The sequence below is a fragment of the Pseudomonas sp. GW456-L12 genome (assembly GCF_059424045.1).
This window is the reverse complement of record NZ_JBWKZA010000007.1, coordinates 68,501-85,450: the sequence shown is the minus strand read 5'-3', so window position 1 is coordinate 85,450 and position 16,950 is coordinate 68,501. Positions and strand designations below refer to the sequence as shown.

The window sequence follows — 16,950 nt, the reverse complement described above, 5'->3', positions numbered from 1 at the left end:
CGACAATCAGTGTTAACAGTCGTGCAATAAAACGCTGATTAACACACGCCAGCTGAACGCCAGCTGATGCAGGTCAGTACCCATGCAACATGCCCTGCACGCCTTTGATCGCCGGCAAGCGGGCTCCTGCGGAGCCTGCCGGCGATCACCTTCCCACTGCCTTACTGCTGGTTCTCCTGCTCGGTGAACAGGTCGCTGAACAGCATGCTCGACAGATAACGTTCACCCGAATCCGGCAGCACCACCACTATGGTCTTGCCTTGCATCTCGGGGGTTTCCGCCAGGCGCACCGCCACCGCCATCGCCGCGCCGCAGGAGATGCCACAGAGGATCCCCTCCTCCTGCATCAGGCGCAGGGCCATGGCCTTGGATTCCTCGTCGCTCGCCAGCTCGACCCGGTCGACCATCGACAGGTCGAGATTGCTCGGCACAAAACCGGCACCGATGCCCTGGATCTTGTGCGGGCTGGGCTTGATCTCTTCGCCCGCCAGCTTCTGGGTAATCACCGGCGAGACGCTCGGCTCCACCGCCACCGACAGGATAGGTTTGCCCTGGGTCTTCTTGATGTAACGGGAAACCCCGGTGATGGTGCCGCCGGTGCCGACGCCCGCCACCAGCACGTCCACGGCGCCATCGGTGTCATTCCAGATTTCCGGACCGGTGGTTTTCTCGTGGATCGCCGGGTTGGCCGGGTTATCGAACTGCTGCGGCATGAAGTATTTGTCAGGGTCGCTGGCGAGGATTTGCGCGGCCTTCTCGATCGCCCCTTTCATACCCTTGGCCGGCTCGGTCAGCACCAGCTCGGCCCCCAGGGCCTTGAGCACCTTGCGTCGCTCGATGCTCATCGACGCCGGCATGGTCAGGACCAGCTTATAGCCACGGGCCGCGGCGACGAAGGCCAGGCCGATGCCGGTGTTACCCGAGGTCGGCTCGATGATGGTCATGCCCGGCTTGAGTTTGCCGCTGCTTTCCGCGTCCCAGATCATGTTCGCGCCGATCCGGCACTTCACCGAATAACCCGGGTTACGCCCTTCGATCTTGGCCAGGATGGTGACGCCGCGGGGCGCGATGCGGTTGATCTGCACCAGCGGCGTATTGCCGATGGAATGGGCGTTGTCAACGAAAATGCGGCTCATGGCTGGGTCCTTGTACAGCGTGAAAGGAAGTCTTCAAGGGTATGCCTCGCACCCATGAGCGTCCAGTCGGGACGAACGTCTGCGATGCCGGGGAGTCAATCGCTATAAGGCACATGGCTGGAGACTCACGCTCATGAAACGTCGCTACAGTTGGCCCCTGTGGACCCTCGCCGGGGTGCTGGTGCTGCTGGTTGCCCTGCATATCGCCCTGCCCTACCTGGTGCGCGATTACCTCAATGACCGGCTCGCCAACATGGGCGACTACCGTGGCCAGATCGCCGATGTCGACCTGGCCCTGTGGCGCGGTGCCTACCGGATCAACGGCCTGAAAATCGTCAAGGTCGACGGCAAGGTGCCGGTGCCGTTCGTCAATGCACCGCTGGTCGATCTGTCAGTGAGCTGGCGCTCCCTGTGGTACGACCATGCGGTGGTGGCCGAAGTGCAATTCGTCGGGCCGCAGGTCAACTTCGTCGACGGCGCCAACAAACAGAACTCGCAAACCGGTGAAGGCACCGACTGGCGGGCCCAGCTGAACAAACTGCTGCCCATCACCCTCAACGAAGTACAGGTCAGCGACGGCAAGATCAGTTTCCGTAACTTCAACTCCAAACCGCCGGTGAACATGAGCGCCACCCAGGTCAACGCCAGCGCCTACAACCTGACCAACGTGGTCGACACCCAAGGCAAACGCGACGCCCGCCTCGAAGGCAAGGCCCTGCTGCTGGGCCATGCGCCCCTGGAAACCAACGCCACCTTCGACCCACTGAGCGACTTCCAGGACTTCGAGTTCCGCCTGCGCGTGCGGGATATCGAACTCAAGCGCTTGAACGACTTCGCCGCCGCCTATGGCAAATTCGACTTCAACGCCGGACACGGCGACCTGGTGATCGAAGCCGAAGCCAACAAAGGCCAGCTCACCGGCTATATCAAGCCGCTGCTGCGCGACGTCGATGTGTTCAATTGGCAGCAGGATGTCGAGAACAAGGACAAAGGGATATTCCGTTCGATCTGGGAAGCCCTGGTGGGGGTCAGCGAAACCGTGCTGAAAAACCAGGGAAAAAACCAGTTCGCCACCCGGGTCGAACTCAAAGGCAGCGTACATCAGCGTGATATCAGCGCATTCCAGGCTTTTTTGCAGATTTTACGCAATGGTTTCATCGAGGCCTTCAATGCCCAGTATGAGCGTCCCAAACCATCCACTGACTGAGTCACCACGTGACGCCCCATTCAGAGACTGAATGGGGCGTCTGCGTTCACAGTCGGCCGGGCGGCGCGCTATAGTCGGCCATTCGTGTTTTATTCTTCCGACCTGCTCGATGCACGTCGGCGTTACCGTTCGAGGAATTGCAGATGAAGTTCGAAGGCACCAGCGCGTACGTCGCCACCGATGACCTGAAGCTGGCAGTCAATGCCGCCATCACCCTGGAGCGGCCGCTGCTGGTCAAGGGCGAACCGGGCACCGGCAAGACCATGCTCGCCGAGCAACTGGCCGAGTCCTTCGGTGCCAGGCTGATCACCTGGCACATCAAGTCCACCACCAAGGCTCACCAGGGCCTGTACGAATACGACGCGGTGAGCCGCCTGCGCGATTCGCAGCTGGGCGTGGACAAGGTGCATGACATCCGCAACTACCTGAAGAAGGGCAAGCTGTGGGAGGCCTTCGAATCCGAGGAGCGGGTGATCCTGCTGATCGACGAGATCGACAAGGCCGACATCGAGTTCCCCAACGACCTGTTGCAGGAACTCGACAAGATGGAGTTCTACGTCTACGAAATCGACGAGACCATCAAGGCCAAACAGCGCCCGATCATCATCATTACCTCCAACAACGAGAAAGAGCTGCCGGACGCTTTCCTGCGCCGCTGTTTCTTCCACTACATCGCCTTCCCCGACCGCACCACCCTGCAGAAAATCGTCGACGTGCACTACCCGGACATCAAGAAGGACCTGGTCAGCGAAGCGCTGGATGTGTTCTTCGACGTGCGCAAGGTGCCGGGCCTGAAGAAGAAGCCTTCGACCTCCGAGCTGGTGGACTGGCTCAAGCTGCTAATGGCCGACAACATCGGCGAAGCGGTGCTGCGCGAACGCGATCCGACCAAGGCCATCCCGCCGCTGGCCGGTGCCCTGGTGAAGAACGAGCAGGATGTGCAGTTGTTGGAACGCCTGGCGTTCATGAGCCGTCGTGGCACCCGCTGAGAGGGCATTGTCATGCTGCTCAACCTGTTCAATGAAATGCGTGCCGCCAAGGTTCCGGTGTCGGTGCGCGAGCTGCTCGACCTGATCAACGCGCTCAAGCAGCGCGTGACCTTCGCCGACATGGACGAGTTCTATTACCTGTCCCGGGCGATCCTGGTGAAGGACGAACGGCACTTCGACAAGTTCGACCGCGCGTTCGGCGCCTACTTCAACGGCCTGGAAAAACTCGACGACCACCTGCAGGCGCTGATCCCCGAGGATTGGCTGCGCAAGGAGTTCGAGCGCTCGCTGAGCGATGAGGAACGGGCGCAGATCCAGTCCCTCGGCGGCCTGGACAAGCTGATCGAAGAGTTCAAGAAGCGCCTGGAAGAACAGAAGGAACGCCATGCCGGCGGCAACAAGTGGATCGGCACCGGCGGCACCAGCCCCTTCGGCTCCGGCGGTTTTAACCCGGAAGGCATCCGCGTCGGCGATGCCGGCAAGCGCCAGGGCAAGGCGGTCAAGGTCTGGGACCAGCGCGAGTACAAGAACCTCGACGACTCGGTGGAACTGGGCACGCGCAACATCAAGGTGGCCCTGCGCCGCCTGCGCAAGTTCGCCCGCCAGGGCGCGGCGGACGAGCTGGACATCGACGGCACCATCGACCACACCGCCCGCGACGCCGGCCTGCTGAACATCCAGATGCGCCCGGAACGGCGCAACAGCATCAAGCTGCTGTTGCTGTTCGATATCGGCGGCTCCATGGATGCCCACGTGAAGATCTGCGAGGAGCTGTTCTCGGCCTGCAAGACCGAGTTCAAGCACCTGGAGTACTACTACTTCCACAACTTCATCTATGAGTCGGTGTGGAAGAACAACCTGCGCCGCGGCTCGGAACGCACCTCGACCCAGGACGTGCTGCACAAATACGGCGCCGACTACAAAGTGATCTTCGTCGGCGACGCCGCCATGGCGCCCTACGAAATCACCCAGGCCGGCGGCAGCGTCGAGCACTGGAACGAAGAAGCCGGTTATGTGTGGATGCAGCGCTTCATGGAGAAGTACAAGAAGCTCATCTGGATCAACCCCTACCCGAAAGACACCTGGGGCTACACCGCCTCGACCAACATCGTGCGCGAGCTGATCGAAGACCAGATGTACCCGCTGACCTTGCGCGGCCTGGAAGAAGGGATGCGGTTTCTCTCCAAATAAGATCCCATCCAACACGATCCCTGTAGCCGCTGCCGCAGGCTGCGATCGGCTTGGGCGGCACTCCGACGAAGCAGACGCGCTCTTGAGTCCGCTTGAAGGCCCTTCGGGCCTTATCGCAGCCTTCGGCAGCGGCTACATCGGTTCAGACAAACCGCCGTAAAAACTCGATCTGCTGCCGATACGCCGTCTCCTGCACCACCGGCGTCAGGCGCACTTCGCTGCCCGGCAGGCATTGCGCCAGCCGCGCCAGCGCCAGGGGCGTCAAGGCCCCCAGCCGTGGATACCCGCCAATGGTCTGCCGGTCGTTGAGCAGCACGATCGGCTGGCCGTCCGGTGGCACCTGGATCGCCCCCAGGGGAATACCCTCGGAGATCATCGGCGCCCCTTGATAACGCAGTGACGGCCCCAGCAGGCGCATGCCCATGCGGTCGGCGCGGCTGTCCAGGGTCCAGGCGCTGTTGAAGGCATCGAACAGGCTCTGCCCGCTGAACTGGCCGATCTGCGCCCCGAGAATCACCTCCAGCGGCGCCTTCGATTGCAGGTCCGGCAGTTGCTTGCCCGACAGCGCCTTGAGGTTCGTCCCTGCCCCGCAATACTCCAGCCGCGCGCCCGCGGCCAGTGGCCGGCCGAAGCCGTCGAGCCCGCCCAGTTCCTCGCGGACCACGCTGGCGCAACTGCCCAGCACCTTGGGCGCATTGAAACCGCCGGGCGCCGCCAGGTAGGCCCGCGCCCCCTGGTACGGCTGGGTGAAACGCAACCGCTGGCCTTTTTGCAGGATAAAGCTGCGCCCCGGGCTGAGCGGACGCTCGTCGATACAGGCCCCCAGGTCGGCGCCCGCCAGCGCCAGCAGGCACAGTTCCTCGGCGACCACGCTGAAACCGCCCAGGGTGATCTCGATCACCGGCGCATCCAGGGCGTTGCCCAGCAGCCAGTTGGCCCAGGACATCGACACCCAGTCCAGCGCGCCGCCCTGGGTCACGCCCAGGTGCCGCACGCCAAAGCGACCGGCATCCTGCAACAGGCACAAGGGCGTACTGGCTTCGATCGTCAGGCGGCTCATGCCAGTGCCTCCGGAAGTGGCGTGTCGTCACCGCCCAGGCGGATGAATTCGGCGTGGTCCACCGCGGCGAAACGCACACTGTCGCCCGGTTGCATCAGGCTGTAGCCATCGCGCTCGCGATCGAACAGGCGGCTCGGCGTACGTCCGATCAGGTTCCAGCCCCCCGGCGACACCACCGGATAAGCCGCGGTCTGCCGTTCGGCAATGCCCACGCTACCGGCCGCCACCCGCTTGCGTGGGGTATCCAGGCGCGGCGCGGCCAGCACTTCGTCCACCAGCCCCATAAAGGCGAAACCCGGGGCGAAACCCAGGGCGAACACCTGGTATTCACGCTCGCTGTGGCAACGGATCACCTCGTTCACCGACAGGCCGCTGCGCCGCGACAACAGGCTCAGCTCCGGGCCGACGCTGAGGTCGTACCAGACCGGCAGCACATGGCGCTGGCCACCGGTACGCGAATCGGGGGTCAGGTCGGTCAGGGCCAGATCGATCAGTTCCCGCGCCTGGGACGGGCTCAGGGCAGTCAGGTCGTAGTGCACCATCAGCGTGGTATAGGACGGCACCAGATCGATCAACTGCCCGCCGAAGGCCGCCCGCAGGCGCTCGCTGGCAGCGAGCATCCACGGCATGTTGGCCTCGGCGATGACATCGAACAGGCGCACCATCAGGCAATCGATGGCCACCACTTCAAGGCGTATTTTCATGCTGGCAACTGCGCAAGGGCCGCGCGGATACGCTGCACGGCGGCCACCGAACTGGCGTTGTCGCCATGCACGCACAGGGTATTGGCCTGCAGGTGCAAGGCGCTACCGTCGCTGGCCTGCAGCGCGTCGCCGCGGGCGATGGTCAGCGCCTGGGCGATGATCTTTTCCGGGTCGTGATGCACCGCCCCCGGCAGTTGCCGCGAAACCAGGTGACCGGCGTTGTCGTAGGCACGGTCGGCGAAGGCTTCGAACCACAGGGTCACGCCGAACTCGTCGCCCAGGGCCTGGGCCGCGCCGTTGTCACGGGTGGCCATCAACATCAGCGGCAGCGTCTTGTCGTAGGCGGCCACCGCCTGGATCACCGCGCGCAGCTGCGCCGGGTTGGCCATCATGTCGTTGTACATGGCGCCATGGGGTTTGACGTAGCTCACCCGAGCGCCCTGGGCCCGGCAGATGCCGTCGAGGGCGCCGATCTGGTAGTGCAGCAGGTCCTGCAGTTCCTGGGCGCCGTAGGCCATGGAACGGCGACCGAAACCGGCCAGGTCCTGGTACGCCGGGTGCGCGCCGATGCGCACGCCATTGGCCAGGGCCAGGCTGACGGTCTTGCGCATGATGCTCGGGTCGCCGGCGTGGAAACCGCAGGCGATGTTGGCGCAATCGATGAATGGCATCACCTCGGCATCCAGGCCCATGGTCCAGTTGCCAAAGCTTTCGCCGATGTCGCAATTCAATAACAGGCGGCTCACGGTCAGTGCTCCTGTAGCGTTTGTCATGTTGGCTGCGGGGATCGCGCGGGATGCCCACAGATTATCAGTTAGGCTCTGTACGAAAAGTGGCTGCGCGCTGGGCGCCTTCCGCGCTACGCGGGCCATGCTGCGTTAAAAACAGGCTCGTGCGCGAGTCCGATCGGAATGCTCATTTAGGCCCCTACAGTCGAACGCGACCCCGGCCGTTCCTCGCCTGTTTTTGCCTTGCCTGACCTTCGCTCGCCGACTTTTCGTACAGACCCTAGCGCGCTTCGAGTTGTTTGCCACGGGTTTCCGGCAGGCTCAGGGCCGCCAGGACCACGATGCCGTAGGACACAGCGGCGAAGGTGCCGATGGCCGCGCCCAGCGGGATGTGCTGGCTGAGCAGCCCGATCAGCAGCGGGAACAGGGCCGCCAGCGCCCGGCCACTGTTGTAGCAGAAGCCCTGGCCCGAACCGCGGATCCGCGTGGGGAACAGCTCCGTCAGGAAGGCGCCCATGCCGCTGAAGATCCCCGAAGCGAAGAAGCCCAGGGGAAAGCCCAGCCACAGCATCACCGCGTTGCTCACCGGCATTTGCGTGTACAGCAGGACGATGGTGAACGAGCCGGCGGCGAACAGGACGAAGTTCTTCTTGCGCCCGAGAATGTCGGTCAGATAGGCGCTGATCACATAGCCCACATAGGAGCCGAAGATCACCATCGCCAGGTAGCCGCCGGTGCTCAGCACGCTCAAGCCGCGCTCGGTCTTGAGGAAGGTCGGCAGCCAGAACGTGATGGCGTAATAACCGCCCTGGGCGCCGGCCGCGAGCAGCGACGCGCGCAGGGTGGTGCTGAGAATGCCGGGAGCGAAAATCTCGTAGAAGCGCGAGGGGTTGTCGGGCACTTCCCGGGCGCGGGTTTGCCGGTAGATCTCCGGGTCCTTGACCAGGCGGCGGACGAAGATCACGAAGATCGCCGGCAGGATGCCCAGCAGGAACAAGGCGCGCCAGGCGTCTTCCGGCGGCAGCAGGGAATACATCAGCGCATAGAGCAGTGCCGTGATGCCCCAGCCCAAGGCCCAGCCGGACTGCACCATGCCCACCGCCTTGCCGCGGTTTTCCGCGCGGATCACTTCGCCGATCAGCACCGCGCCGGCGGTCCACTCGCCGCCGAAGCCGAAACCCATCAGGGTCCGGGCGATCAACAGTTGCTCGTAGTTCTGCGCCAGGCCACACAGGAAGGTGAAGAAGGCGAACCAGAGCACGGTCAGTTGCAGGGTGCGCACCCGGCCGATGCGATCGGACAGGATGCCGGCGATCCAGCCGCCTAGGGCGGAAGCCAGCAAGGTGCTGGTGTGGATCAGGCCGGCCTCGGCGGAGCTGATACCCCACAGCGCAATCAGGGTCGGGATGACGAAGCTGAGCATCTGGGTGTCCATGCCATCCAGGCCGTAACCGGCCTTGCAGCTCCAGAACGTGCGGCGTTCCTGCTGGTTGATGTCGCGGTACCAGTCGAAGGGGCCGGCGCGGCCTTTGGCCTTGCTGGCGGCGAGCGTGTCGGGCGCACTCATGGCAAATCTCCACCTTGGTTTTATTGGTATTGTTCTGGGCCCCGACGACGCTTATCGTGAGACGCAGCGATTTTTGGCGCCCGCGCCCTGCCCCGTCCAACTAATAAAAACCGCCTCCAGACATAAGAAAAGTTGATCGCATGAACCTCAAGTTTCTTGAAACCTTTGTCTGGGTGGCGCGCCTGAAAAGCTTTCGCCTGACCGCCGACAAACTCTTCACCACCCAGGCATCGATCTCCAGCCGCATCGCCGTGCTCGAGGGTGAACTGGGGGTCAAGCTGTTCCTGCGCGACTCGCGCGGCGTGAGCCTGACCCCGGAAGGCCTCAAGGTGCTCGACTATGCCGAGCAGATGATGGACACCATGCAGGCGCTCAAGCAGTCGATCGAGACCCGCTCGAGCAAGGTCGGGCGGATTCGCATCGGCGTCATGGACACGGTGATCCACACCTGGCTCAGCCCCCTGGTGGCGCGGATGATGGACAGCTATCCCCAGGTGGAAATCGAGCTGGTGGCCGACACCTCGCTGAACCTCTGCGACCAGTTGCAGAAAGGCTTTCTCGACCTGGTGCTGCAAACCGACCTGCTGCGCCAGGAATCCATTCGCAGCCTGGAACTGGCCAGCCACCCGATGGGCTGGATAGTCGCCAGCCACTCGATCTACAACCGCGAGTACGCCAACCTGGCCGAGCTGGCCCGGGAACGCATCATCACCTACTCGAAGAACTCCCTGCCGCACCAGGAAGTGCTGAGCCTGATGCAGGCCAACGGGGTGACCGCGCCACGGCTCAACTGCGTGAACTCGGTGTCGGCCATTACCCGCCTGCTGCGCGACGGCTTCGGCATCGGCGCCTTGCCGCCGGTACTGGTCAGCGAGGAACTGGCGCGCGGCGAACTGACCCTGCTGGCCATCGACCAGCGCCCGCCGAACCTGCAGGTGGTGGTGTCATGGCGGGTGGGGGTCGAACTGGTGGAAGAGGTGGTGGTGCTGTGCCAGCAAGTGCTGGAAAGTTATGCGCGCAAGGTGGGGCCGGACTATATCGTGCTGGCGGGCTGATCCGCCGCGAATGCTTTTGTAGCCGCTGCCGAAGGCTGCGCAACCGATCGCAGCCGGCGGCAGCGGCTACATCACAGCCCCTTCAAGTCACGCTCTTCGATCGGCCGGCTCTGGCGCAGGCGCTTGCCGCCGAGCACCACCCAGTCGATCAGGCGATACAGGCATTCCAGGCCGAACGACAGCAGCAAGGCGCCGCTCATGGCCCAGATCATCGCTTGCGGGGTCAGCAGGATCTGGTAGCTGTAGCCGTTCCAGGTTTCCTGGCGGATATCCGGGTCGGCGGCCAGCACCACTTGCAGCAGGCGGATGTACCACGGGCCCTGCATGGCCTGGAACTGCTTGTCCAGGGCGCGCTGGCGAACCAGCAGATTGCCCAGGCTGTCGGCGTCGCTGCGAAACACCGGATCGTCGCTGGCCCGATAGTGGGCGACCAGCGCCTGCAGATCGCCCTTGAAGAACTGGTTGGCGGTGCCCTGGAACCCTTGCAGGCCGGCCTGGGCCTCGATCAGGTGAGCCTCGACGCGCTTGGCGTAATCGCTGATGAAACCCGGCACCTGTACACCGATCAACAGGCCCGCCGCAAACAGCACCAGCCGCAGATAACTGAGCAACATAGGGGATGTCCTTATTCGGTCTGGCCGTGCAGGACGCATTCACCGCGCCGCCACAGGCTCCATTGGCCCGGCTCGTAGCGAGTCCAGGTTTCGTTTTCGGTCAAAGGTTCGGTGGCGATCACCGTCACCACGTCGTTGGGCGTGGTTTCCGCCTGGAAGTCGACGATCACATCGACGTCCTTCAGGCGGGCCGGGCCAAAGGGCGCGCGGCGGGTGATCTGCGCCAGCTTGGTCGAGCAGTAGCAGAACAGCCAGTCGCCATCGCTGAGCAGGCAGTTGAACACGCCCTTGCCGCGATATTCGGCGCAGGCGGCCACCAGCGACGGCAACAACTCTTCGACTTCCACCGGCTCGGGAAAGGCTTCGCGCACCCGGTTGAGCAGGTCGCAGAAAGCCGCTTCGCTGTCGGTATCGCCCACCGGACGATAGAAGCTGGTGGGAGGCTGGAAGTCCGCCAGTTGGCCGTTGTGGGCGAAACACCAGTTGCGCCCCCACAGCTCGCGCACGAACGGATGGGTGTTGGACAGGCAGACCTTACCGACGTTGGCCTGGCGAATGTGGCCGATCACCACTTCGCTCTTGATCGGGTAGCGCTGCACCAGGTTGGCCACTTCCGACTCGCTGCTCGCCGCCGGGTCCTGGAACAGGCGCAGGCCGCGGCCCTCGTAGAAAGCGATGCCCCAGCCGTCGCGATGCGGACCGGTGCGCCCGCCGCGCTGCATCAGCCCGGTAAAGCTGAACACGATATCGGTCGGTACATTGGCGCTCATGCCCAATAACTCACACATGCTCGGACTCTCGCTTCAATGCGTGTTACAGACGCGGCTCGATCCGCGAACGCTGGAGGTTGCTGGGCACTGGCGGGCGGCCGTAGCGATCGTCGCCGGCGCCGCCGAAAGGCTGGTCGTCCGGCTCTTCGGCACGGGCCGCGGCCTTGGCGGCTTCGGCCTGTTCCTTGCGGGCCATGGAGGCGCGCTCGATCGGCCAGCGGATCAGGACGAACGCCAGGTAGATGCCGAAGGCGATCACGCCGTACATGAACAGGTCGGAGACCGCGCGCCAGGCGTTGTTGCCGACCTTGAACAGCATGTCCAGGGCGGTGATGGCCACGGCCGGGGCGAACATTTCCTTGGCCGGATCGACCACGGTCGGGCTGAACAGCAGCACCGCCACCAGCACTCGCAGCGGCTCGCGCAGCCAGCGCCACATCCAGCGGGTCAGGCGCATCCATACCAGCAGGCAGCCCAAGGCGGCGAAGGCGTAGAGCCCCCAAGCGATCAGATAGTCGTTCTCGGTCATGGTGTCCATGGCAAGGCAGGCAAAGAGGCGCTTATGATAACGGCTTTTCGCATGCCAGGCTGCACCGCCGTCTGCCGCGCCCTTAATTGTCACCGCCCCGAGAGCCCTTCATGCCCGTATCCGCCCACGTCACCAGCGCCCCGATCGCCCGCAAGGCCGAAGGCCCGGACCCGTACGCCTGGCTCCAGGAGCGCGACACCGATGCCGTGCTCGATTACCTGAAGGCCGAAAACAGCTACCAGGAAGCCGCCCTCGCCGACCAGGCGGTGCTGCGTGAAACCCTGTTCCAGGAAATCAAGGGCCGGATCCTCGAGACCGACCTGTCCCTGCCCTCCCCCTGGGGCCCGTACCTGTATTACACCCGCACCACCGCCGGCGACGAATACGCCCGGCACTACCGCTGCCCGCGCCCGGCCGACGACAGCCTGAGCGTCGACGAAAGCCAGGAACAACTGCTGCTGGACCCCAACGAACTGGCCAAGGGTGGTTTCTTCTCCCTCGGCGCCTTCAGCATCAGCCCCGACCACCAGCGCCTGGCCTACAGCCTCGATACCAGCGGCGAAGAGGTCTACACCCTGTTCGTCAAGGAGCTGTCCAGCGGCAAGGTCAGCGAACTGGCGTTCGCCGATTGCGACGGCAGCATGACCTGGGCCAACGACAGCCTGACCCTGTTCTTCGGCGAGCTGGACGACACCCACCGCCCACACAAGCTGCTGCGTTATCGCCTGGATGGCACCGCCGCCGAAGAGGTGTTCCATGAGCCGGACGGGCGCTTTTTCCTGCATTGCTACCGCTCAAGCTCGGAGAAACAGCTGCTGCTGTCCCTGGGCAGCAAGACCACCAGCGAGGTCTGGGTACTCGACGCGGCGCAGCCGCAGCAGGCCTTTACCTGCCTGGCGCCGCGGGTCGAACACCATGAATACGACGTCGACCACGGCCTGCTCGACGGCCAGTGGACCTGGTTTATCCGCAGCAACCGCGACGGCATCAACTTCGCCCTCTACCAGGCGCCGGACCAGGGCACGGTGCCGGGTGAAGCCGACTGGCAGAACCTGATCCCCCACAGCAATAGCGTGATGCTCGAAGGCCTGAGCCTGAACAGCTCGGCCATGACCCTGAGCCTGCGCGAAGGCGGCCTGCCGATCATCGAGGTGCACCCCGAGGGCCTGCCGGCCTATCGCGTGCAACTGCCGGATGCGGCCTACAGCCTGCATGTGCAGAACAGCCTGGAATTCGTCAGCCAGCGCATCCGCCTGCGCTACGAAGCGCTGAACCGTCCGGCGCAGATCCGCCAGCTGGATCTGGCCGGCGGCGAACAGAAAGTGCTCAAGGAAACCCCGGTGCTCGGCGTGTTCGACCCGGATGCCTATGTCAGCCAGCGCCTGTGGGCGACCGCGGCCGACGGCACCCAGGTGCCGATCAGCCTGGTGATCAAGCGCGAAGCCCTGGGCCGGCCGGCACCGCTGTACCTCTACGGCTACGGCGCCTACGGCGAAAGTCTCGACCCGTGGTTCTCCCATGCGCGCCTGAGCCTGCTGGAGCGCGGCGTGGCCTTCGCCATCGCCCACGTGCGTGGCGGCGGCGAGCTGGGCGAAGCCTGGTACCGCGCCGGCAAGCAGGAACACAAGCAGAACACCTTCAGCGACTTCATCGCCTGCGCCGAACACCTGATCGCCCAGGGCCTGACCACTTCCGAGCAACTGGCCATCAGCGGCGGCAGCGCCGGCGGACTGTTGATCGGTGCGGTGCTCAACCAGCGCCCGGAACTGTTCAAGGCGGCGATTGCCGAGGTGCCGTTCGTCGATGTGCTCAACACCATGCTCGACCCCGAGCTGCCGCTGACCGTCACCGAGTACGACGAATGGGGCAACCCCGAGGAGCCCGAGGTCTACGCGCGGATCAAGGCCTACGCGCCTTATGAGAATGTCGAGGCCAAGGCCTATCCGGCGACCCTGGTGATCGCCGGCTACAACGACAGCCGCGTGCAGTACTGGGAGGCGGCCAAGTGGGTGGCCCGGTTGCGCGCCACCAAGACCGACGACCACCTGCTGCTGCTCAAGACCGAGCTCGGCGCCGGCCACGGCGGGATGAGCGGGCGTTACCAGGGATTGCGTGACGTAGCGCTCGAATATGCATTTGTTTTCAAGATTCTGGGCATTGCCTGAGGAACTCCGGCCGGCGCTCCTGTCTTAACCCAGGACCGCCGGCCCCAGGCCATACCGCACCTGCCCGGGACCGCAACAGACACAAGAAAAAGACCGTGACGACATGCCAGAACCTACCTTGTTGAACAATGAAATCCGCGACTGGCTGATGGACTGCGGATTGTTCGATCAGCTCTTGCCGGCCGACTTCAATGCCGCCGCCGGCTACTTCAGCATCAGCAGCATCGCCCAGGGCCAGGAGATCTTCCGCGAAGGCGATGCCGGCAGCTTCATGTGCATCATCCATTCCGGCCAGGTGGCGGTGCAGAAGACCAACAGCGAAGGCGTTTGCGTGACCATTGCCACCCTGCGCAGCGGTCGGGCCTTCGGAGAGATGGCGGTGCTCGATGGCGAACGGCGTTCGGCCAGTTGCGTGGCCGCCAGCGATTGCCGGTTGCTCAACCTGGGCAAGGACTCGCTGGAGAAAATGCTCAACGATGCGCCGAAGATCGCCGCCAAGATCATCCGCGCCCTCGCCGTGTCACTGTCCAGGCGCCTGCGCATGGCCGACGGGCAACTGCTGTCGCAACAGGTCTAGCTACCCGGGGTCCTGGTTTTCGTCTCATTCTGCTGCAACCCTGGCAAGGTCTGGTCCTTCGGCGGCTTGGGCATGTCGATCGGCGGCAGCAATGGCGCACCGCCATGGGCCGTGGCCTTGGGGGTGCTGGGGGGCGTGACCTGCGGATAAGGGGTCGGGGTCGCAGTGCCGGGCGAGCCGGCGGCGGGGACCGGAGTCACGGGCACCGCCTGCAGTTCCTCGGCGTGCACGGCGCTCATCGCGAGCGCCGCACTTAGCAAGAGCGCTGCGCGGGCAATGACCGTTAGAATAGTGCGCTTCATCAATGGCTCCATCGCTATTGTCAGCCCTCAGGCTACTCCCAACCGGGGCGGTTTGCCTTCCTCATTGAGACCCTCATGAAACGTTTCGTTCTGCTGGACACCACCCCGATTCCCGAAAATGGCGGTGCCTTGTGCCTGTTCGAATACGGCGAGGATTTTGTCATCAAGATCCAGGGCGGCGACGGCGGGCAATTGATGAACACCCGCATGCACGGCTCCGAAGACGCCCTGGCGGAGATCCCCTGCCGCAAGGTCGCCGGGCGGCCCAATTCGCGGGTGCTGATCGGCGGCCTGGGCATGGGCTTCACCCTCGCCTCGGCCCTCAAGCACCTGGGCAAGGGTGCTGAAGTGGTGGTCGCCGAACTGGTGCCGGGGGTGGTCGAATGGAACCGCGGACCGCTGGGGGAGAAATCCGGCCGGCCGTTGCTCGACCCGCGCACGGTGATCCGCATGGAGGATGTGGCCAAGGTGCTGCAGGCCGAACCCCAGGGGTTCGACGCGATCATGCTCGACGTCGACAACGGCCCCGAAGGCCTGACCCAGAAGGCCAACAGCTGGCTGTACTCCGCCACCGGGCTGGCGGCCTGCGCCAGGGCCCTGCGACCCAAGGGCGTGCTGGCCGTGTGGTCGGCCAGCGCCGACAAGCAATACTCCGACAAGCTGCGCAAGGCCGGCTTCAAGGCTGAGGAAGTGCAGGTCTTCGCCCACGGCAACAAGGGCACCCGCCACACCATCTGGATTGCCGAGAAGCTCAAGGCCTGAGCTAAACTGGGCTCATTACCGTCATTAGTCTTTGCATTAAAGGTGAACCCATGAGTTCGACCAACACTTCCAAGCTCGACCGCATCCTCGCCGACGCCCAGCGCGACCGCGAGATGGGCTACCGCGACAAGGCCCTGAAGATGTACCCGCACGTCTGTGGACGCTGCGCCCGCGAGTTCTCCGGCAAGCGCCTGAGCGAGCTGACCGTGCACCACCGCGACCACAACCACGACAACAACCCACAGGACGGTTCCAACTGGGAACTGCTGTGCCTGTACTGCCATGACAACGAACACTCGCGCTATACCGACCAGCAGTACTTCGGCGAAGGCTCCCTGAGCACGCCGAAAGTCGCCAAGGCCACCCACAACCCCTTCGCCGCGCTGGCGGGGTTGATGAAGAAAGACGACGAATAACGTCCTCACGGCTGTTTTGTCCGGTCCTTTCTTTCGCGAGCAAGCTCGCTTCTACAGCTCTTGCGTACCTCTGTAGAATCGAGCTTGCTTGCGCTGGCGTCAGCCGGGACGCCGCTATCCACGAGCCTCACGCCCCTCGTCCAATCCCCGTATAATCGCGATTTTTCTCGAAGGCACCCGCTCGTGGCAAACAAAAGGTACAGCTGCATTGGTTTGTATAACCCCAAGTCACCGGAGAACGTCGGTTCGGTGATGCGCGCCGCCGGTTGCTATGGCGTCGCGTCGGTGTTCTACACCGGCAAGCGCTATGAACGGGCCCGCGACTTCGTCACCGACACCAAGAAGGTCCACCAGGACATCCCGCTGATCGGCATCGACGACCTGAAGAAGATCCTGCCCCTGGGCTGCGTGCCGGTGGCGGTGGAACTGGTGGAAGGCGCCCGCTCTCTGCCGGAGTACACCCACCCGGATCGCGCGCTGTACATCTTCGGTCCGGAAGACGGCTCCCTGGACAAGGACATCCGCGACTGGTGCGAAGACGTGGTCTACATCCCGACCACCGGCTGCATGAACCTCGCCGCCACCGTCAACGTGGTGCTCTACGACCGCCTGGCCAAGGGCAACAACACCCGCTCCGGCCCCAAGTTCTGAGCACTGCTTCGAGTTCGCCGCACATTCGATGGAACAAGCGACGCGCCAGCGCAGTCAGCTTTATATCCATCCCCCCTGGAGACAGATCATGAGCGACAGCAAACAACTGGAACCCATCGCAACCACCCCTTTCCAGAGCCCGGCGGAGCAGAACGTACAAGGCTGGGAGCGCATCGGCTCGCTGGCCGGCGGCGTGGTGATGGTCGGCAAGGGCCTGCGCCGTGGCGGTGTGTTCGGCCTGATCCAGGTCGCCATCGGCGGGGTCGCCCTGGCCCGTGGCATCACCGGCCACAGCTCGGCGAAAAGCCTGCTGGAGAAGAGCCGCCAGGATATGAGTAACGTGCGGGCGAAGATCGAGCGTGCCGGCGCGGAGCTGAAAACCCTCAAGGCCAATGCCGAGGCGGCCACCCGTACCGCGACCGTAACCGGCAACGATTCGTTGAAATCGCCCAAGGCCGGGGTTTGATCGGCGGCCTCGAACGCCGCGTTGAATGAACCAGCGCTATCGCGAGCAAGCTCGCTCCTAC

The 16,950-nt window shown here is 64.0% G+C and carries 19 protein-coding genes; 10 read left to right on the top strand and 9 right to left on the bottom strand.

The features are described 5' to 3' along the window. Positions 1-161: 161 nt before the first annotated feature. Complete coding sequence (gene cysK / locus AC07Y9_RS11345; protein ID WP_007926882.1) at positions 162-1,136, bottom strand: cysteine synthase A; 975 nt, start codon at positions 1,134-1,136, stop codon at positions 162-164. A 133-nt stretch (positions 1,137-1,269) separates the two neighbouring features. Between cysK and AC07Y9_RS11340 the strand changes: the two genes are divergently transcribed. From AC07Y9_RS11340 to AC07Y9_RS11330, 3 genes are all read left to right on the top strand, one after another. Next, positions 1,270-2,343 (top strand): DUF748 domain-containing protein, encoded by a 1,074-nt coding sequence (locus AC07Y9_RS11340; protein ID WP_102679220.1) that lies wholly within the window; start codon positions 1,270-1,272, stop codon positions 2,341-2,343. Between the two features lie 143 nt (positions 2,344-2,486). After that, positions 2,487-3,332: an AAA family ATPase gene (locus tag AC07Y9_RS11335; protein WP_053260017.1), complete on the top strand. Its 846-nt coding sequence runs from the start codon at positions 2,487-2,489 to the stop codon at positions 3,330-3,332. A gap of 12 nt (positions 3,333-3,344) precedes the next feature. Further along, positions 3,345-4,523, top strand: a complete 1,179-nt coding sequence (locus AC07Y9_RS11330; RefSeq protein ID WP_007926886.1) for a vWA domain-containing protein — start codon at positions 3,345-3,347, stop codon at positions 4,521-4,523. A 142-nt stretch (positions 4,524-4,665) separates the two neighbouring features. Here AC07Y9_RS11330 and AC07Y9_RS11325 read toward each other — a convergent pair whose 3' ends face one another. The 4 genes from AC07Y9_RS11325 to AC07Y9_RS11310 form a co-directional block, all read right to left on the bottom strand. Beyond that, positions 4,666-5,583, bottom strand: a complete 918-nt coding sequence (locus AC07Y9_RS11325; protein WP_087089025.1) for a 5-oxoprolinase subunit C family protein — start codon at positions 5,581-5,583, stop codon at positions 4,666-4,668. Next, a complete protein-coding gene (locus tag AC07Y9_RS11320; RefSeq protein ID WP_102679221.1) occupies positions 5,580-6,287 on the bottom strand; it encodes a 5-oxoprolinase subunit B family protein in 708 nt (235 codons plus the stop codon). The genes AC07Y9_RS11325 and AC07Y9_RS11320 overlap by 4 nt, the downstream gene beginning before the upstream one ends. After that, positions 6,284-7,033, bottom strand: coding sequence for a 5-oxoprolinase subunit PxpA (locus AC07Y9_RS11315; RefSeq protein WP_102679222.1), 750 nt, complete (start codon positions 7,031-7,033; stop codon positions 6,284-6,286). The genes AC07Y9_RS11320 and AC07Y9_RS11315 overlap by 4 nt, the downstream gene beginning before the upstream one ends. Positions 7,034-7,295: 262 nt before the next feature. Further along, positions 7,296-8,582 (bottom strand): MFS transporter, encoded by a 1,287-nt coding sequence (locus tag AC07Y9_RS11310; RefSeq protein WP_007926893.1) that lies wholly within the window; start codon positions 8,580-8,582, stop codon positions 7,296-7,298. A 140-nt stretch (positions 8,583-8,722) separates the two neighbouring features. On the opposite strand from AC07Y9_RS11310, the gene AC07Y9_RS11305 reads away from it, so the two are divergent. Beyond that, a complete protein-coding gene (locus AC07Y9_RS11305) occupies positions 8,723-9,637 on the top strand; it encodes a LysR family transcriptional regulator (protein WP_085530091.1) in 915 nt (304 codons plus the stop codon). 71 nt (positions 9,638-9,708) lie between these two features. On the opposite strand, the gene AC07Y9_RS11300 is transcribed toward AC07Y9_RS11305, so the two are convergent. The 3 genes from AC07Y9_RS11300 to AC07Y9_RS11290 are packed head-to-tail and all read right to left on the bottom strand — an operon-like array spanning position 9,709 to position 11,559. Continuing rightward, positions 9,709-10,251 (bottom strand): DUF2937 family protein, encoded by a 543-nt coding sequence (locus AC07Y9_RS11300; protein ID WP_009042623.1) that lies wholly within the window; start codon positions 10,249-10,251, stop codon positions 9,709-9,711. An 11-nt stretch (positions 10,252-10,262) separates the two neighbouring features. Next, complete coding sequence (locus tag AC07Y9_RS11295; RefSeq protein WP_007926899.1) at positions 10,263-11,039, bottom strand: class II glutamine amidotransferase; 777 nt, start codon at positions 11,037-11,039, stop codon at positions 10,263-10,265. A 25-nt stretch (positions 11,040-11,064) separates the two neighbouring features. Next, positions 11,065-11,559, bottom strand: a complete 495-nt coding sequence (locus AC07Y9_RS11290) for an MFS transporter (protein ID WP_102679223.1) — start codon at positions 11,557-11,559, stop codon at positions 11,065-11,067. A 101-nt stretch (positions 11,560-11,660) separates the two neighbouring features. Between AC07Y9_RS11290 and AC07Y9_RS11285 the strand changes: the two genes are divergently transcribed. Together AC07Y9_RS11285 and AC07Y9_RS11280 are read left to right on the top strand one after the other, a co-directional pair. Further along, the gene (locus tag AC07Y9_RS11285) at positions 11,661-13,715 is read left to right on the top strand and encodes a S9 family peptidase (protein ID WP_102679224.1); all 2,055 of its coding nucleotides are present in this window, start codon (positions 11,661-11,663) and stop codon (positions 13,713-13,715) included. 103 nt (positions 13,716-13,818) lie between these two features. Continuing rightward, the gene (locus tag AC07Y9_RS11280) at positions 13,819-14,292 is read left to right on the top strand and encodes a cyclic nucleotide-binding domain-containing protein (protein WP_087089040.1); all 474 of its coding nucleotides are present in this window, start codon (positions 13,819-13,821) and stop codon (positions 14,290-14,292) included. On the opposite strand, the gene AC07Y9_RS11275 is transcribed toward AC07Y9_RS11280, so the two are convergent. Then, a complete protein-coding gene (locus AC07Y9_RS11275; protein WP_007926905.1) occupies positions 14,289-14,594 on the bottom strand; it encodes a hypothetical protein in 306 nt (101 codons plus the stop codon). The genes AC07Y9_RS11280 and AC07Y9_RS11275 overlap by 4 nt on opposite strands. Positions 14,595-14,669: 75 nt before the next feature. Between AC07Y9_RS11275 and AC07Y9_RS11270 the strand changes: the two genes are divergently transcribed. From AC07Y9_RS11270 to AC07Y9_RS11255, 4 genes are all read left to right on the top strand, one after another. Then, positions 14,670-15,356 (top strand): spermidine synthase, encoded by a 687-nt coding sequence (locus tag AC07Y9_RS11270; protein ID WP_102679225.1) that lies wholly within the window; start codon positions 14,670-14,672, stop codon positions 15,354-15,356. 50 nt (positions 15,357-15,406) lie between these two features. Next, positions 15,407-15,772: a YajD family HNH nuclease gene (locus AC07Y9_RS11265; protein WP_007926907.1), complete on the top strand. Its 366-nt coding sequence runs from the start codon at positions 15,407-15,409 to the stop codon at positions 15,770-15,772. 183 nt (positions 15,773-15,955) lie between these two features. Then, on the top strand, positions 15,956-16,423 hold the full coding sequence (locus AC07Y9_RS11260) for an RNA methyltransferase (RefSeq protein WP_007926908.1): 468 nt from the start codon (positions 15,956-15,958) through the stop codon (positions 16,421-16,423). Between the two features lie 88 nt (positions 16,424-16,511). Further along, the gene (locus AC07Y9_RS11255) at positions 16,512-16,889 is read left to right on the top strand and encodes a YgaP family membrane protein (protein ID WP_087089042.1); all 378 of its coding nucleotides are present in this window, start codon (positions 16,512-16,514) and stop codon (positions 16,887-16,889) included. Positions 16,890-16,950: the final 61 nt, after the last annotated feature.

Bases quoted from the DNA above. Each gene is read 5' to 3' on its own strand.
- AC07Y9_RS11320 (WP_102679221.1), bottom strand. From the start codon at position 6,287: ATGAAAATACGCCTTGAAGTGGTGGCCATCGATTGCCTGATGGTGCGC.
- AC07Y9_RS11255 (WP_087089042.1), top strand. From the start codon at position 16,512: ATGAGCGACAGCAAACAACTGGAACCCATCGCAACCACCCCTTTCCAG.
- AC07Y9_RS11295 (WP_007926899.1), bottom strand. From the start codon at position 11,039: ATGTGTGAGTTATTGGGCATGAGCGCCAATGTACCGACCGATATCGTG.
- AC07Y9_RS11305 (WP_085530091.1), top strand. From the start codon at position 8,723: ATGAACCTCAAGTTTCTTGAAACCTTTGTCTGGGTGGCGCGCCTGAAA.
- AC07Y9_RS11300 (WP_009042623.1), bottom strand. From the start codon at position 10,251: ATGTTGCTCAGTTATCTGCGGCTGGTGCTGTTTGCGGCGGGCCTGTTG.
- AC07Y9_RS11310 (WP_007926893.1), bottom strand. From the start codon at position 8,582: ATGAGTGCGCCCGACACGCTCGCCGCCAGCAAGGCCAAAGGCCGCGCC.
- AC07Y9_RS11335 (WP_053260017.1), top strand. From the start codon at position 2,487: ATGAAGTTCGAAGGCACCAGCGCGTACGTCGCCACCGATGACCTGAAG.
- AC07Y9_RS11330 (WP_007926886.1), top strand. From the start codon at position 3,345: ATGCTGCTCAACCTGTTCAATGAAATGCGTGCCGCCAAGGTTCCGGTG.
- AC07Y9_RS11340 (WP_102679220.1), top strand. From the start codon at position 1,270: ATGAAACGTCGCTACAGTTGGCCCCTGTGGACCCTCGCCGGGGTGCTG.
- AC07Y9_RS11265 (WP_007926907.1), top strand. From the start codon at position 15,407: ATGAGTTCGACCAACACTTCCAAGCTCGACCGCATCCTCGCCGACGCC.
- AC07Y9_RS11280 (WP_087089040.1), top strand. From the start codon at position 13,819: ATGCCAGAACCTACCTTGTTGAACAATGAAATCCGCGACTGGCTGATG.
- AC07Y9_RS11275 (WP_007926905.1), bottom strand. From the start codon at position 14,594: ATGAAGCGCACTATTCTAACGGTCATTGCCCGCGCAGCGCTCTTGCTA.
- cysK (WP_007926882.1), bottom strand. From the start codon at position 1,136: ATGAGCCGCATTTTCGTTGACAACGCCCATTCCATCGGCAATACGCCG.
- AC07Y9_RS11285 (WP_102679224.1), top strand. From the start codon at position 11,661: ATGCCCGTATCCGCCCACGTCACCAGCGCCCCGATCGCCCGCAAGGCC.
- AC07Y9_RS11290 (WP_102679223.1), bottom strand. From the start codon at position 11,559: ATGGACACCATGACCGAGAACGACTATCTGATCGCTTGGGGGCTCTAC.
- AC07Y9_RS11325 (WP_087089025.1), bottom strand. From the start codon at position 5,583: ATGAGCCGCCTGACGATCGAAGCCAGTACGCCCTTGTGCCTGTTGCAG.
- AC07Y9_RS11270 (WP_102679225.1), top strand. From the start codon at position 14,670: ATGAAACGTTTCGTTCTGCTGGACACCACCCCGATTCCCGAAAATGGC.